This is a genomic window from Bradyrhizobium sp. BR13661 (assembly GCF_029892425.1).
Classification (GTDB): domain Bacteria; phylum Pseudomonadota; class Alphaproteobacteria; order Rhizobiales; family Xanthobacteraceae; genus Bradyrhizobium.
Map to the genome: position 1 here is coordinate 29,428 of NZ_JARXWB010000027.1, position 13,968 is coordinate 43,395.

Below are 13,968 nucleotides of genomic sequence, written 5' to 3' on the forward strand. Positions count from 1 at the left end.
GACGGTTCAAGAGCCAAGCGCGGCGACAGCACGGCGGACGAGGCCAGGCAGGACGCGCACCCGGTACCAGGCAGGCACGTCGGCACTGTCGCGACCCGTAAATTCGTCGGCCAGTCCGGCCGCCGCGTCCGCAGCCTTCGCCGCATTGAGCGGATGTCCGACAAGAGCGTCCTCAAGGCGCTCCCATCGGCGCGCCACCGGCTCGACTGAACCGACGGCGACACGCGCCCTCCGAACGTGACCGGCTTCGTCGAGGCTCACGGCCAGACTGACGATGGCGCTCGGATAATCGCCGGCCTGTCGCAGCGGCAGGCGGGCGTGAACCGTCCTGCGACCGCGCCGGGGCACGATGATCCGGTGAAGCAATCGCCCCGGCGCCAGTGTCGATCTCATCATCAGGAACCGCTCCAGGCTGATTCGCTCCGGGCCGGCTCGGCTCGCGATTTCGACTTCGGCATCGAGGCAGAGCAGCGCGGGCACGCAATCAGCCGCTGCAAATGCCGTCGTTGCGAGGTTGCCGCCGATGGTTGCGATGCCGCGGATAGCCGGATTGGCGGAGCGGCTGGCCGCCGCCGTCAGCACATCGAATTCCGAAAACTCCGTCAGCGCCGCGGCCAGCGCGGCGTGCGTCACCGCCGCACCGATCTCGACTCCATCGGCATCGACCTTGATCGCGTGGAGCTCCGCAATTCTTCCAATTGCGACGTAACGCGACTTGAGGGGTTCGTGCCGGATGGGGGCGCGCATGATCCAGGTGCCGCCGGCGAAGGGCGCAGCTGCGGCGCCGCTTTCATCGAGCGCGTCGAGCGCCGCCGCCAACGAGGGGGCGACATAGATCGATCTCGAGGTGGGCGTGTCCATGGCGTCGAAACTCCAGCTTCGATCAATCAGTCTGTGCTCCATTTCGCCACTGAGCGTCGCTCGAACACCTCGCGGAACTGGCTCGTGGATTTTGGAAGCAGGGCGCCGGTGCCCCAGTCGAGGATCACGGCATGCTGGCGGATCACGTCGAGGGCGTTGATCGCACCGCTGCGATAGTTTTTTGCCACAATCTCGGGATCGAGCCGCACGTTGGCGACACGCTCGGCCCTGATTTTTGTACGAAGCGCCGAGGTCGCGGCCGTGTCGACCTCGTATTCGCACAGCTCCGCGTCAACCGTGCGCACGACAACGCCGTAATCCTTCGCGGCGCGCTCGACCGAGACATAGTCGTCCTTGATGTCTTCAACGACGAGCTTCGGGTCGCGCTCGAGCGGATCGCCGAACCCCCCGCCGCCGGCTGTCGGGCGCGAGAAGATATCGCCTTCGCCGATCGGGACATCCGAGAAGATCGAGCCGAGCCGCTCTTCGGCCTGGCCGCCGGCACGCGTCAATGTCAGGCCGTGCGGCATGGATGGTAACCCGCCTTCGATGCCCCACACTACGGCGCGCTCGCGGTCGCAGATGTAGGAAATCACGGTTTTCTCCGCCTGGAGCATGCGCGAGGTCTTCACGACCCCGGCGCCGCCGCGCCATTTGCCGGGACCAGGCGAGTCCTTGAGGATTTCGCATTCCGTGGTCAGGATCGGATTGGCGCGCTCCTGACCTTCGACCGGTTGCGACATCAGGCCGGTGCCGAAGCAAGCCGTCGTGACATTGCTGCCGTCCTTGCCGTTACGTCCGCCCCAGCCGCCGGGGAGCCAGTCGTAGAACATGAAGATGGGCTTGTCCGGGCTGCGGGCGTCGAGCCCGCCGGTGAGCAGATATTCGAGATTGAAGGCGCAGGCGAGCGCGCGCTCCGGCATTAGCTTCGACCACATCTCGTAGATCGAGTTCATGATCTTCTCGAACGGCATCAGGAAGCCGGTGACTGCGATCGGCCATTTAGCGTCGATGATCGAGCCTTCCGGCGCGATGATTTCAAAGCAGCGGTAGAATCCGGAATTGAGCGGGAGATCCGGGAAGAAAGTTTTCATACCGGCTGCGACGGCTGAGAAGGTCGTGCCGAAGGCCGAATTGTAGATCGAGCCGATGGTCGGATGGCTGCCGGTGAAGTCGTAGATGGCGCGGTCGCCCTTGATCGTCAGCTTGATACGGATCGGGATCATGCCTTCGCCGCCGGCGGGATCGCGGTCGATGAAGTCGACCGTCTCCCATTCGCCATCGGGCAGCGCCGCGATGCGCTGCCGCACCGAGCGTTCGACATAGTCCTGCACGGCAGCAAGGCCGGTCTCGACGGTGTCGCGACCATATTTGTTGACGAGACGCAGGATCTCGCGCTCGCAGACCTGGGTGGCCTGGGACTGCGCCTGGATATCGCCGATGATCGACGTTGGATCGCGGGTGTTGGAGGCGACCAGATGCGCAACGTCCTTGCAGAAGCGCCCTCTGTCGAACAGGCGGATCGGCGTGATGCGCAGGCCCTCGCGGAACATTTCGCGTGCGGCGACGTCGAACGATCCTGGCACGCTGCCGCCAACATCCGACCAATGCCCGTTCGACTGGCTGAAGGCGATCATCTTGCCGTCTGCGAAGATCGGCCGGATCAGGCGCACATCCGGGAAGTGTGTGCCGCCGGCATAAGGGTCGTTGATGGCGAAGACGTCACCCTCATGCATATCGTCGCCGAAAAAGTGCATGACGTCCTTGCAGGTGAAATGCAGCGTGCCGACATGGACGGCAATGTCCTGATTACCCTGCGCGGCGCATTCGCCGTGGGCGTCATGCAGGGCACTTGAGAAATCGCGATTGTAGATGACGAAGGAGTAACAGGTCCGAAGCACCTGCTCGCCCATCTGGTCGACACTGGTGATGAAGGAGTTCTTGAGAACCTCGAAGGTCACGGGGTCGAGCGGGAGATCTCCGGCCATGGGTTCATTCCTTCACGCGGATGATGATGTTGAGATATTTGTCGACCTCGGCACTGGCGCCCGGCGGCACGACGGTGGTCGCGTCGACCTGCTCGATGATCGCAGGGCCTTGAAAGGAGAAGCCGCTGGGCAGGTCGTCGCGCTCGTAGACAGGCGTGTCCAACCCGTTGCCTTCGAACCATACCCTGCGGCGGCCAACCGGCTCAGGGATCGCACCGGTCGGTTCGTGGATGGCGAACTCCGCCTTGGGAACGACGCCCACCGCCTTGAGATTGAGACGGAAGAAACTGACCGGGGCGCTGTCGCGGCGGAAATTGTACTCACGCTGGTGCTCGGAATGGAAGCTCTGGACGAGGTCGGCGATCGCGCCGATGGGGCTCGGCGCATGGACCGCGAGCGAGCGCCATTGGCCGCGATACATCATGTCGATCGATCGCTGAAGCACGATGTCCTGTGGCGCGACGCCTTCGCGGGTAAGCCGGGTGAGTGCGTCCTCCTCAAGCGCCGCGAACTGCGCCTCGATGTCGGCGGCATCGGCCTCGTCGGCGCCGACCATGCAGCTCTGTGAAAAATCGTGCTGCATGTCGACCAGGAGACAGCCAAGTGCCGAGGTCACGCCGGGATTGGGCGGCACGATCACGACCGGGATCGCCAGCTCGCGTGCGACATCGACCCCGTGCAGTGCACCGGCTCCGCCAAAGGCCACCAGGGCGAAGTCGCGCGGATCGTAACCACGGCTGATCGAGATCAGTCGCACTGCGTCCGACATGTTGGCGTTGGCGACCTTGACGATCGCGTCGGCAGCCTCGTGCAATCCGAGGCCGAACGGCTTTGCAACGCCGTCCTCGACGGCCTGACGTGCCAGCGCGGGGTCAAGCTTCACTTTGCCGCCGGCAAGATTGGTGCCGAGTCGGCCCAGCGTGACGTTGGCGTCCGTATTTGTCGGCTGCGTGTTGCCATTGCTGTAGCAGGCGGGGCCCGGAAAGGCCCCGGCCGATTGTGGGCCGTTGCGCAGCGAGCCGGCCGAGTCGGTCCAAGCCAGCGATCCACCGCCAGCACCGATGGTGAGCACCTCGATGGACGCAAAGCGGATTGGATAGCCGAACTCGATGTGCCAGTCCTTGGTGATGCGCGACTGCCCTTCATAGGCCAGCGAGACGTCGGTCGAGGTGCCCCCCATGTCGAGGCCGATCGAGTTGGGAAAGCCGCAGAGGCCGGCGATGTAGCGGCTGGCGATGGCACCGGCGGCGATTCCGGAACCAGCCAGACGCGCGGCAAAATCCTTGACGCTGGCCGGCGTCATGACGCCGCCGCCGGTGTGCAGCAGCAGAAGATCGCGGGTATAGCCCTCATCGGCAAGCCGTTCGCCGAGCCGACTCGTGTAACTGACCACGACGGGGCTGACGACGGCATTCGCGACCGTGGTCGAGAACCGTTCGTGCTCGAAGATTTCGGGGAGTACCTGCGAGGAAATCGAGACGGGGATGTCGGGCATTTCCTCGACGAGGATGTCGCGCATGGCGCGCTCGTTCGCTCCGTTGAGATAGGCGTTCATGAAGCAGACCGCTATCGCGGCAACGCCGCGGCGCTTGAGAATGCGCGCGACGTCGCGTGCGGCCTCGACATCGAGCGGCTCGATCACGACACCGCCGGCGTCGACGCGTTCCGGGACGGTCAGGCGGTCACGTCGCGGGACGTAAGGTTTGACGACATCCTTGTACGTATCCCAGAGGTCTTCCTTATTGGCGCGCCGAATCTCGATGACGTCGCGAAATCCCTTGGTTGTGACCACGGCCGTGCGCGGCAGGCGGCGCGTGATCAGCGCGTTGGTCGCAACGGTGGTGCCGTGGGAGAACAGCGCCACATCGGCAAGATCGACGCCAGCCTTGGACACACCGCCCATGATCCCGTCGATGGGATCTGGGGTCGAGGCCGTCTTCTCGATGCGGATGCGGCCGGTTGTTTCGTCCATGATGCAGACGTCGGTAAAGGTGCCGCCGACGTCGACGGCTACACGAAGGTTCTGCACCATGCGACTTCCTCATCGAATTGCGACCGCCAATCATATGCAGATCGGAGGCAACAATTCTTGACGCTAAGCGCAGGAAGATTTGTGCGAGAGAGCACCGACGACCACCGCACCGGCGCGCCGGAGCTTTCAGGGAAGGGCGGTGCGCGCCGCAGCGCGAGCCTCGCTCGGGGTGCAGCCGAATCGGCTGCGGTAATTCCGGCTGAACTGCGCCTGGTCACCGAAGCCCCATTGATAGGCGATTTCCGAGATGCTCTTGCGGCATGCGGGATCACGCAACATGGCGTCGGACATCGAAAGGCGTTGGTTCCGGATATAGGCGCAAACGGTGATGCCTTCCCCCTCAAAAACCTGATGCAGATATCTGAGCGAGATGCCACAGCCGTCTGCGACCATTTGCGGCGTAAGCCGCATATCGTCGAGGCGGGTGCGAATGAACTGCTCGCAGCGATGAAGGTGGCCGTTGCGAACGGACGAGGAATGGCCCAACAGCACGCGGTCGTCCGACTCGATCACCATCGCCAGGAGCTCGATGAGGTGCTTGCCCATCAAGGTACGAGCCGCGTCGTCCATGTCCGCGATGCGTTCGCCGGCAAGCCGCAGCGTGTCGACGAAAAGTGCCCCTCCGCTGCGGCTGGCGTCGAATTGCAACGTCGCAAGACGTTCGGGCCGGGATATCCGGGCGCGCAGGACGGCGCTCGGGATCTTCAGCACCCAGAGCGCCGTCGGATCGTCGTGGCTGAATTCATAGGGCAGATGGCTTCTCTCGATCACGAATGCGCCGGGCCGGCACCGGACATCCTTGCCGTCCTGCTCGAAACGGATTTCGGCGAGCTCCGGGACCGTGATGAGGAAACATTCTTCACGCTCGTTGACGAGGTGCCGTTCGCGGCGCCTGTAGAGCAAGCCATTCGAGACATTGCGGGATACTGAGAGCGGACCCATCGACCAGGCGCCAAGGCTCGCGTGGAAATCGCGACCGCCGGGAAAGACGAGATCGAGCGGGAAGTAGGTCTTCGAGACAACGTCCTGCCAGAAGTGCCGCCGACTTTGCGAGGGAACATCGCTGGTCGCATAAGTGGCCTGCATGCCGCACTCCGTCCCTGCCTTCGCCTGTTCGGGCCTTGCGCTCGTTCATCGTGCCGGCCGCCGTGATCGACCGAAGCTTGGCGAGGAGGACCTGACGGCGTCAAATCGAAATAAGCGGGCGTCGATATCTCAGATTTCGATGGCCTCGTCCGATCGTTGTCGGTGGTCGGTGCCGACAGGAGGACGTGCCGGACCGACGCCTGCCACGGCAAAGCGCATGAAGTCGCGATACGCCTTCACAGCCTCGGAAAATTCAGTGTCACGGCGCCAGGCCAGTCCGACGTCCATGCTGGGCACTTCGTTCTCGATGACGCGAGTCTCGATCCGCTGGCCCTCGAGCGACCAGGGCCGGTAGACGAGATCGGACAGGATGGTGATGCCCATTCCGCCCGCGACCATGGATCGGACCGCTTCGACGGAGGAGGTGCGGAAGATCGTTCGCGGTTCGAGCGACAAGGCGTTCCAGTAGCGCATCGACGTGTGCTTGGCTTCGTCGACGGTGAGCATGACGTAAGGGTAGGTCGCGATCTCAGCGAGATGGACGCGCTCGGCACGTGTCAGTGGATGATCGGGAGAAAGCCACAACCGGCGTGGCGACCGCAACAACGTCTCGCTCGCAAGCATGGCGTTGTTGTGCAGGTTCGAGACCAGCATGACGGCAAGATCGAGCGCACCGTCAACGACCGCGCGTTCGAGCACGTCGCGCGGCATCTCGAACAGCTCGACCGTGATCCCGGGAAAGCTCGCCTGGAAACGCATCTGATGCCGCGGCAGAAAATAGCCGGAAACGGTATAGGTGACGCCGATGCGCACCGTTCCGAACAGCGGACCGGCGGACATATGCGTCCCGTGGACGGCTTCGGCGACTGACGCAAGGATCTGGCGTCCTTGCGACAGGAACCGGTTGCCCTCCATGGTGACGGTCACGCCGGTCGGGGTGCGCTCCAGCAGGCGGGCACAGACGATGGCTTCGAGTTGCTGGATCGCGGCGGTGACCGCGGATTGCGAGACATTCAGGTCGATGGCTGCCTGGCTGATACGCCCAGTCTCAGCGGCGGCGACGAAATAGCGGATTTGTTTCAAAGAAACGGACATCACGGTCGATCCGATATTTTGATTTTACCTAACTCACGATCGGTTGAGCGCTGCTTTTGGGCGTAAGGGATTTCAATGCAACTCCCGTGCCTAGTCTGCGCGCGGGTACCTGGAGGAACACAATAGTGGAGCAGCGGACGGTCAGAGCGACCAAGCGCCGTATCGGAGCTTGGTCGCCCGGGGGCGGCCGGATACTGTACGGCCCTTCAGCGCCTACGCCAATAAAGCACTGCGAAGCTTGCCCAGCAACCCGGCCCGGCTCTTGCGCGCCGCAAGGGCCTCTTCCATTCCGACCTTGACGAACTTCACCGGAGTGTTGGGCTGGAGCTGGCCGATCAAATCCATGTCCGCCGCGATGACCGTGCCGACCATGAAATAGCCGCCGCCCGAGACGGCGTCACGATGCAGCACGATCGGCTCGGTGCCCCCGGGAACCTGGATCGATCCGTAGGGGTAGCAGGCATCGGTGATGTTGGACGGATCCGAACCTGCTCCGAAGGGGGGCTCGCGCGGCACGAATTCGAGCGGCTTGCCACCCTTGAAGCGGTAACCGATCCGATCAGCTTCCGGTGCGACCTTCCAGGTGTCGCCGAAAAAGCCAACGCCGGCCGTCTCGGTGATGCGATGCCAGTAGAGCCCGGGCATCACGCGCAATTCCGTCGGCATCCCCGCCGGCAGGCCGCGCAGATCCTTCGCGATTGTGCGGCCATCCTTGAAGGATGCGCTGGCCCCGCCGATGGGAAGTTCGTCACCGGCCTCGAGCTTTCGGCCCTTGAAGCCGCCCAGCGCGCCGAGCGCGTAGGTGGAACGCGAGCCAAGGACAAGCGGCACGTCGATGCCGCCAGCGATCGCAATATAGCCGCGCGCGCCCTGCTTGAGGAAATCGAAGGAGAGCTTCTGGCCGCGCTTCACCTTGAAGCTCGTCCAGGTTTCGCGCGGTTCGCCATCGAGCCTCGGCGGCAGCTCGGCGCCAGTGATCGCGACCAGGGCGTCATCGGTGAACTCGAGCTCCGGCCCCATGAACACGGCCTCGAGGACTGCAGCGCCTTCCTCGTTGCCCACGAGCAGGTTTGCAGCGGCAAGGGCGTGACGATCCATGCCGCCGGAGAGCGGGATGCCGATGTGATAGTAGCCGGGACGCCCCAAGTCCTGCACGGTTGTGGCAAGGCCGGGCTTCAAGACTTTAATTGCCATGGAGAACCCCCTCGAGCTTGCGATTATAGGCGTCGATGTCGTGGTTGAACTCGGTCAGCGAAAACGAGACGTCGCGGATGATTGGCGCGAAACGGCCGGCATCGACATCGGCCACGGCAGCGTCATAGGCCGCTCGGTCGATCGGCTTCCACTTCACGATGTCGCCCGGCTTGAACAGGCACATGAAGTCGCGCAGATAGCTGATCTTCTGGTTGGGGTCGTAGATCGGCATCGGCGTGATGCCGAACATCTGGTAGCCGCCGGCGCCGCGTACCGAATAGATGCAGCTGAAGCATCCGCCGTGCCCGACGGTGAGTTTTGGCGTGTCCGTGCGCGGGCGCAGATATTTCGGCGCCTGGATCTGCCGCTGGCGTTCCACCATCTGGTAGAGGAACGGCAGGCCCGCGACGAAACCGACCATCGAGACGAACCATGGCGCGCTTGAGTGGGCTTTGATGAAGGCGTCGACACCATCTAGTCCGTTGATGCGCGCGGCATATTCGAGATCGGTGCCGTTCGGGTCCTGATGGCGCTCTCGGAAGCGCATCAAGGTCTCGTGCGTCCAGGGGTCATTGTAGAGCACGGGGATTTCGATGATCCGCGTCTTGATGACGGGAGCGGATTTCTCGGATGCGGAATCCAGCTTTTTCAGCTCTGCAAGCAGGTCGTCGGGCTTGATCTGATCCGGATCGAACTTGACCTGATAGGACGCGTTGGCCGGGCAGATCTCGGTCACGCCGTTGATCTTGGCCTCGCGCACCGCATTGGTGATGAAGAGGCCTTTGAAGAACGCCTCAAGTGACATGGCCTCAGCGACCTCGGCGAAGATGTGCTCATCGCCGCCGTAGGAAAATCGAGTTTGCATGACTAGCGGCCTCCTGTTGCTGACGGGGCGGGTTCTCTCGCGGTCATTGCGCGACCTTGGCGGTCGGTGACGGCGCTGTGGTGCCGAGCGACGCCGCATGGGTTTCCAGCCATGGTTCGAGCCAGGCTGTATGAAAGCGCGCGGCCTGAACGTCGGGATCGCGCGCGAGCGCCTGATGCAGCGGCTTGGTCGTCGCCAGGCCCTCGACGCTGAGCTCCGCAAGCGCACGCTCGAGCCGCCGGATCGCACTCGGTCTGTCCTTGTCGTGCACGATCAGCTTGCCGAGCAGGCTGTCGTAGAACGGCGGTACGGTGTAGCCCTGATAGAGCATGCTATCGAAGCGCACGCCGTCTCCTTCGGGTACGCTGAGGCCGCTGATTGTGCCGGGGCTTGGGAGAAAGCCTTTCGCGGGATCCTCGGCGTTGATGCGGACTTCGATCGAATGACCGTGGACGCGAACCTGATCTTGGCGGAAGCGCAGCGGCTCGCCGCCGGCAATCCGGATCATCTCGCCCACGAGGTCGATGCCAGTGACCATCTCCGTCACGGGGTGTTCGACCTGGATTCGCGTGTTCATCTCCAGGAAGTAGAACTCGTGGCTGCGGTCGTCATAGAGATATTCCAGCGTTCCGGCGCCGCGATAGTCGACGGCCTTGGCCAGCGCAACGGCCGACGAACACAGTCTGTCGCGAACGGCCGGCGTCAGCGAAGGCGAGGGGGCTTCTTCCCAGACCTTCTGACGGCGCCGTTGCAGCGAGCACTCGCGCTCGAAACAATGGATGATGTCGCGCCCATCGCCGAGGATCTGCACCTCGATGTGCCGCGCACCTTCAATCAGCTTCTCGACATAGAGCCCGCCATCGCCGAAGGCCGCGAGCGCCTCCGCCTGTGCCTGTGGCATCAGATGATGGAATTCCTCGGCGGAACGTGCGATGCGGATGCCGCGTCCGCCACCACCGGCCGCGGCCTTGATCATCACGGGAAAGCCGGTCTTCTCGACCAGCGCGAACGCTGCGTCGGCAGATTCCAGGCGTCCGGCGCTGCCGGGAACGGTCGGCACGCCGGCCGCGGCCGCAGCCTCCCGGGCCGCGACCTTGTCGCCCATCAGCCGGATCGATTGCGCCGTCGGACCGACAAAGATCAGTCCCGTCGCCTCGACGGCGGCCGCGAACTCGGCGTTCTCGGCCAGGAAGCCGTAACCGGGATGGATGGCGTCGGCGCCGGTCGTCTTGGCGGCGGCGAGGATCGTCGCCTGGTTGAGATAGGACTTGGAGGCTTGCGGCGGACCGATCTCGATCGACTCGTCCGCGAGCTTCACGGCAAGCGAATCCTTGTCGGCCTTGCTGTAGACCTGCACGGTCGCGATGCCGAGTTCGCACGCCGCACGAATGATACGGACGGCGATCTCGCCCCGATTGGCGATGAGGAGCTTTTGGATCGTCATGGCTGGTCTGGCGGTCTCAAACATCAATCTCGGCAATTGGTTGTCCCGCCATTATGGCTTCCTCATTCTCGGCCAGGAAGCGCAAGATCTTTCCCGACGCGCCGGCCTTCACCTCGTTGAATGATTTCATCACCTCGATGAGACCGATCGTGTCGTTCTCCGTGATCGTGTCGCCGTCCGACTTGTAGTCCGGCTTGTCGGGTGCGGGCTTGCGATAGAATATGCCGGGTAGGGGCGAGAATATCTGCTGTGTTGCCATGAGGTCCTCCTGGTTGTACGTTTCTTCGGCAGTTCTCATCGCGCGGTGAGATAGGGGCGGACGGCCTCGCGAACCGCGTGTGCGATCGCGACGGCATTGGGCGTGTCGGAGTGGATGCAGATCGAGTCGGCTCCGACCAGGACGTCGTTTCCTGCCACCGAGCGGGTCTTGCCTTCGTTCACCGCGCGCGTGCACCGCGACGCCGCATCGGCCGGATCCTTGGCTTCATGCTCGCGTGTGATGATGAGGCTGCCGTCGGCATTGTAGTCGAGGTCGGCGTAGTATTCGGCGACGAAGGTGTGGCCGCGCCGCTCGTAGACCATCTGATGCAGCGTGCCCTTCATGCCGAGCAGTGGCACCTTGTAGACATCGGCGGCATCGGCGACGGCCTCCGCGATGTTCTCGCTGCGCGCGGCCATGCCGTAGAGGGCACCGTGCGGCTTGATGTGATTGAGCGGTAGGCCTTCGGCATCCAGGAATGCCTTGAGCGCACCGATCTGATAAAGCAGGCAGTTCGTCAATTCCTCGCGGTCGATCTTCATCTCCCGCCGTCCGAAGCCCTGCAAGTCCGGCAGTGACGGATGGGCGCCCACCTTGACGCCGAATTGCTTGGCGAGCTGCACCGTTTTCCGCATGTGATTGAAGTCGGATGCATGGAAGCCGCAAGCCACGTTGGCGACATCGATGTGAGGCATCAGGGCCTTGTCGTCACCCATCTTGTAGAGGCCATAGGCCTCGCCCATGTCGCAATTGATCACGACCATTCTCCTGTTTCCTCTCAATGGCTTGCGTTCAGTCCAGGGGGAAGGCCGCCCGCAGGTGCGACACGCACCGCGGGCGGCGCATTGCCAGCTTACTTCGACACCAGATAGTCGACCGGGATCTTCTCCGAGATGGTCCACTGATCGACCATCTTCGGCTTGCCGCCCTCGGTGTCGATAATCAGGTAACGGCCCTGGTTCTGATGGTGGATGTCCTTGTTGAAGGTACGCGGCCCGAACAGCGTGGCCTCGTTGTTCATCTTTTCCAGCTCGGCGACCACAGCCGGGGCGTCGGTGGTCTTGGCACGTTCGACCGCCTTGGCCCAAACGTCGATCAGGACATAGCCGGGATAGACGTACTGGCTGGACGGATCGCCGCCCGTGACTTCCTTGTACTTCTTGTTGAACTCGCCGACCTTCGGATTGGGATCGTCGCCGTAGATCGAGCCCTGCACTGGAACGTAAAAGTTCGACAGATCCGGAACGGCGTTCAGCCAGTAGCTGCCGTCCATGCCCGAGCCGTTAAGGATCATCGACTTGATGCCGGCAGCCCGGATCTGCTTGATGGCCGAGACCGCACCCGGCATCATCGTGCAAACCATGATGGCGTCGGGCTCCTTCGGCAGGCTCTTGATGCGCGTGATCTGGGACGCGATCGAGGCGTCGTCATTCTTGAACGTATCGCTTCCGGCCAGCGTCGCGTCCTTGAGCTTCGGCATCATCCAGTCGAAGCCATCGCAGATGCCCTTGTTGTAGACGGTCCAGCTGTCGAGAAGCCGGTAAAAGCTGCGGGCATTCTTCTTGTTGTAGGCCCATTCCGCCATGGTCGCGCCCTGCACGGCGGCCAGAACCGACGCGGAGAACGAGTAGGGGCCGACGCCGGGGATGCCGGCCTTGATCGATTCGGCGCAGAGGAAGAACGAGACTTTGCCCGCCGCTTGCGCCTGGAGCGCCGCCGGCGCGCCGAAATCGTAATCGCAGGACACGACCACGAGATCTGCGCCCTGATCGAGCACCGCGAGACCTGCCTTCGCGCCTTCGGCCTGGTCGGTCTTGGTGTCGGCAAAGACGGCCTTGATCTTCTTGCCGAGCAAGCCTCCCGCCTTGTTGATCTCGTCGATGCGGATCATTGCCGCATCTTGTGCCGGCTTGTCATAGGCTTGCATGAAACCCGAAGCCGCGGTCGCAAATCCGACGACGATCTCGTCGGCCGCTTTGGCAGGTGTGAACCAGAGTGCGGACACTCCAGTCAGGACGCTCAGTATTCTCGCAAGACGCATAACCATTCCTCCAGCTGTGCAGTTAAATTCAGTTCAGTTCCTTCATCGCGGTCCGCACCGGGCGTGACCATCGTCGCAGCATCGGCCATCCGCGCCAGGAGAACTCCTGGTTGCGGGTGAGGCCGGTCGGCAGGTACATCAGGATGACGATGGTGATGATGCCGATCGCGATCTCCTGGACGCCGTTCGGCAGCGCAACCTTGAGTGCGCCAAGGCTGATGCCCTTCTCGAGGTTGCGGAACAATTCGATCAGCACCGAGATCGTGACGACGCCGGTGACGGCGCCGCTGAGGCTGTACATTCCGCCGACGACCAGCATCGACAGGGTGATGAAGGTCGTCCGCAGATAAAAGGCACCGGGGTTGACGATGCTCAGGAAGTGCGCGTAGAGCGCACCGGCTATGCCGATGATGAAGGCGCTGACCACGAATGCGATCAGCCGCTCGCGGACAATGTCGATGCCCGAGGCGCTGGCGGCGACCGACTCATCGCGTGTGGCGCGAAGCGCGAGCCCGGAGCGGGAAATCGCGTAGAGATAGGCGATCAGGATCGCAACAGCCGCACCGAGCCAGCCGATCCATACGTTCATGGTCGGCGGTATGCCGACGATCGAACCCTGTCCGCCCGTGACCGAATCCCAGTTCGAATAGACGTTGTTGACGACGCCGAGAAGTCCGAAGGTCGCGATTGAGGCGGCAATCCCCGACAGGCGCATGATGACGCGACCAACGACGAGCGCGAACAGGGCGGCGAACACGCCCGAAATGGGTGTGGCGACCCACATCGGCAGTTGCGTGTGCAGCAGCCACGCGGGCAGTCCCTTGAGTGTGATCGACTTCATCACGGGCGGGATCGCGAGCCATGCGGTCATGTAGGCGCCGAGGCACATGAAGCTGATGTGCCCGAACGAGAGCAGGCCCGAATTTCCGACAAACACGTAGAGGCCGACGACCACCATGATGTTGATGAACATCTCGACGGCCGTCCGGTTGAACGCTCGGGTGCCGAACTGATAGCTCAGCGCCGCCATGACGAGCAGCACGACGATCAGCATGATCGGTGTCAGCATCGTTTGCCGGATGACAGACGGCCGCTTCGACATC

The 13,968-nt window shown here is 63.1% G+C and carries 12 protein-coding genes; all 12 read right to left on the reverse strand.

The window, feature by feature from the left end; translation table 11 throughout:
- Positions 1-6 precede the first annotated feature (6 nt).
- Positions 7-861 carry an FAD binding domain-containing protein gene (locus tag M2427_RS32145; protein WP_280710827.1) on the reverse strand — a complete coding sequence of 285 codons (855 nt, stop codon included), beginning with the start codon at positions 859-861 and terminating at the stop codon, positions 7-9.
- 26 nt (positions 862-887) lie between these two features.
- On the reverse strand, positions 888-2,849 hold the full coding sequence (locus tag M2427_RS32150; protein WP_280710828.1) for a hydantoinase B/oxoprolinase family protein: 1,962 nt from the start codon (positions 2,847-2,849) through the stop codon (positions 888-890).
- Between the two features lie 4 nt (positions 2,850-2,853).
- The gene (locus M2427_RS32155; protein ID WP_348521958.1) at positions 2,854-4,878 is read right to left on the reverse strand and encodes a hydantoinase/oxoprolinase family protein; all 2,025 of its coding nucleotides are present in this window, start codon (positions 4,876-4,878) and stop codon (positions 2,854-2,856) included.
- Between the two features lie 129 nt (positions 4,879-5,007).
- Positions 5,008-5,967 carry a helix-turn-helix domain-containing protein gene (locus M2427_RS32160; protein ID WP_280710830.1) on the reverse strand — a complete coding sequence of 320 codons (960 nt, stop codon included), beginning with the start codon at positions 5,965-5,967 and terminating at the stop codon, positions 5,008-5,010.
- Between the two features lie 129 nt (positions 5,968-6,096).
- Positions 6,097-7,062 (reverse strand): LysR family transcriptional regulator, encoded by a 966-nt coding sequence (locus tag M2427_RS32165; protein WP_280710831.1) that lies wholly within the window; start codon positions 7,060-7,062, stop codon positions 6,097-6,099.
- Between the two features lie 213 nt (positions 7,063-7,275).
- On the reverse strand, positions 7,276-8,256 hold the full coding sequence (locus M2427_RS32170; protein ID WP_280710832.1) for a biotin-dependent carboxyltransferase family protein: 981 nt from the start codon (positions 8,254-8,256) through the stop codon (positions 7,276-7,278).
- Positions 8,246-9,121, reverse strand: coding sequence for an allophanate hydrolase subunit 1 (locus M2427_RS32175; protein ID WP_280710833.1), 876 nt, complete (start codon positions 9,119-9,121; stop codon positions 8,246-8,248). The genes M2427_RS32170 and M2427_RS32175 overlap by 11 nt, the downstream gene beginning before the upstream one ends.
- 43 nt (positions 9,122-9,164) lie before the next feature.
- Positions 9,165-10,565, reverse strand: a complete 1,401-nt coding sequence (locus M2427_RS32180; RefSeq protein ID WP_280710834.1) for an acetyl-CoA carboxylase biotin carboxylase subunit — start codon at positions 10,563-10,565, stop codon at positions 9,165-9,167.
- Positions 10,566-10,581: 16 nt separating this feature from the next.
- The gene (locus M2427_RS32185) at positions 10,582-10,824 is read right to left on the reverse strand and encodes an acetyl-CoA carboxylase (protein ID WP_280710835.1); all 243 of its coding nucleotides are present in this window, start codon (positions 10,822-10,824) and stop codon (positions 10,582-10,584) included.
- Positions 10,825-10,859: 35 nt separating this feature from the next.
- The gene (locus M2427_RS32190; RefSeq protein WP_148771639.1) at positions 10,860-11,588 is read right to left on the reverse strand and encodes a LamB/YcsF family protein; all 729 of its coding nucleotides are present in this window, start codon (positions 11,586-11,588) and stop codon (positions 10,860-10,862) included.
- Positions 11,589-11,677: 89 nt separating this feature from the next.
- A complete protein-coding gene (locus M2427_RS32195) occupies positions 11,678-12,865 on the reverse strand; it encodes an ABC transporter substrate-binding protein (protein WP_280710836.1) in 1,188 nt (395 codons plus the stop codon).
- A 28-nt stretch (positions 12,866-12,893) separates the two neighbouring features.
- Complete coding sequence (locus tag M2427_RS32200) at positions 12,894-13,967, reverse strand: branched-chain amino acid ABC transporter permease (RefSeq protein ID WP_280710837.1); 1,074 nt, start codon at positions 13,965-13,967, stop codon at positions 12,894-12,896.
- Between the last annotated feature and the right edge of the window lies 1 nt (position 13,968).

Bases quoted from the DNA above. Each gene is read 5' to 3' on its own strand.
- M2427_RS32195 (WP_280710836.1), bottom strand. From the start codon at position 12,865: ATGCGTCTTGCGAGAATACTGAGCGTCCTGACTGGAGTGTCCGCACTC.
- M2427_RS32165 (WP_280710831.1), bottom strand. From the start codon at position 7,062: ATGTCCGTTTCTTTGAAACAAATCCGCTATTTCGTCGCCGCCGCTGAG.
- M2427_RS32175 (WP_280710833.1), bottom strand. From the start codon at position 9,121: ATGCAAACTCGATTTTCCTACGGCGGCGATGAGCACATCTTCGCCGAG.
- M2427_RS32185 (WP_280710835.1), bottom strand. From the start codon at position 10,824: ATGGCAACACAGCAGATATTCTCGCCCCTACCCGGCATATTCTATCGC.
- M2427_RS32200 (WP_280710837.1), bottom strand. From the start codon at position 13,967: ATGTCGAAGCGGCCGTCTGTCATCCGGCAAACGATGCTGACACCGATC.
- M2427_RS32180 (WP_280710834.1), bottom strand. From the start codon at position 10,565: ATGACGATCCAAAAGCTCCTCATCGCCAATCGGGGCGAGATCGCCGTC.
- M2427_RS32160 (WP_280710830.1), bottom strand. From the start codon at position 5,967: ATGCAGGCCACTTATGCGACCAGCGATGTTCCCTCGCAAAGTCGGCGG.
- M2427_RS32150 (WP_280710828.1), bottom strand. From the start codon at position 2,849: ATGGCCGGAGATCTCCCGCTCGACCCCGTGACCTTCGAGGTTCTCAAG.
- M2427_RS32170 (WP_280710832.1), bottom strand. From the start codon at position 8,256: ATGGCAATTAAAGTCTTGAAGCCCGGCCTTGCCACAACCGTGCAGGAC.
- M2427_RS32190 (WP_148771639.1), bottom strand. From the start codon at position 11,588: ATGGTCGTGATCAATTGCGACATGGGCGAGGCCTATGGCCTCTACAAG.
- M2427_RS32145 (WP_280710827.1), bottom strand. From the start codon at position 861: ATGGACACGCCCACCTCGAGATCGATCTATGTCGCCCCCTCGTTGGCG.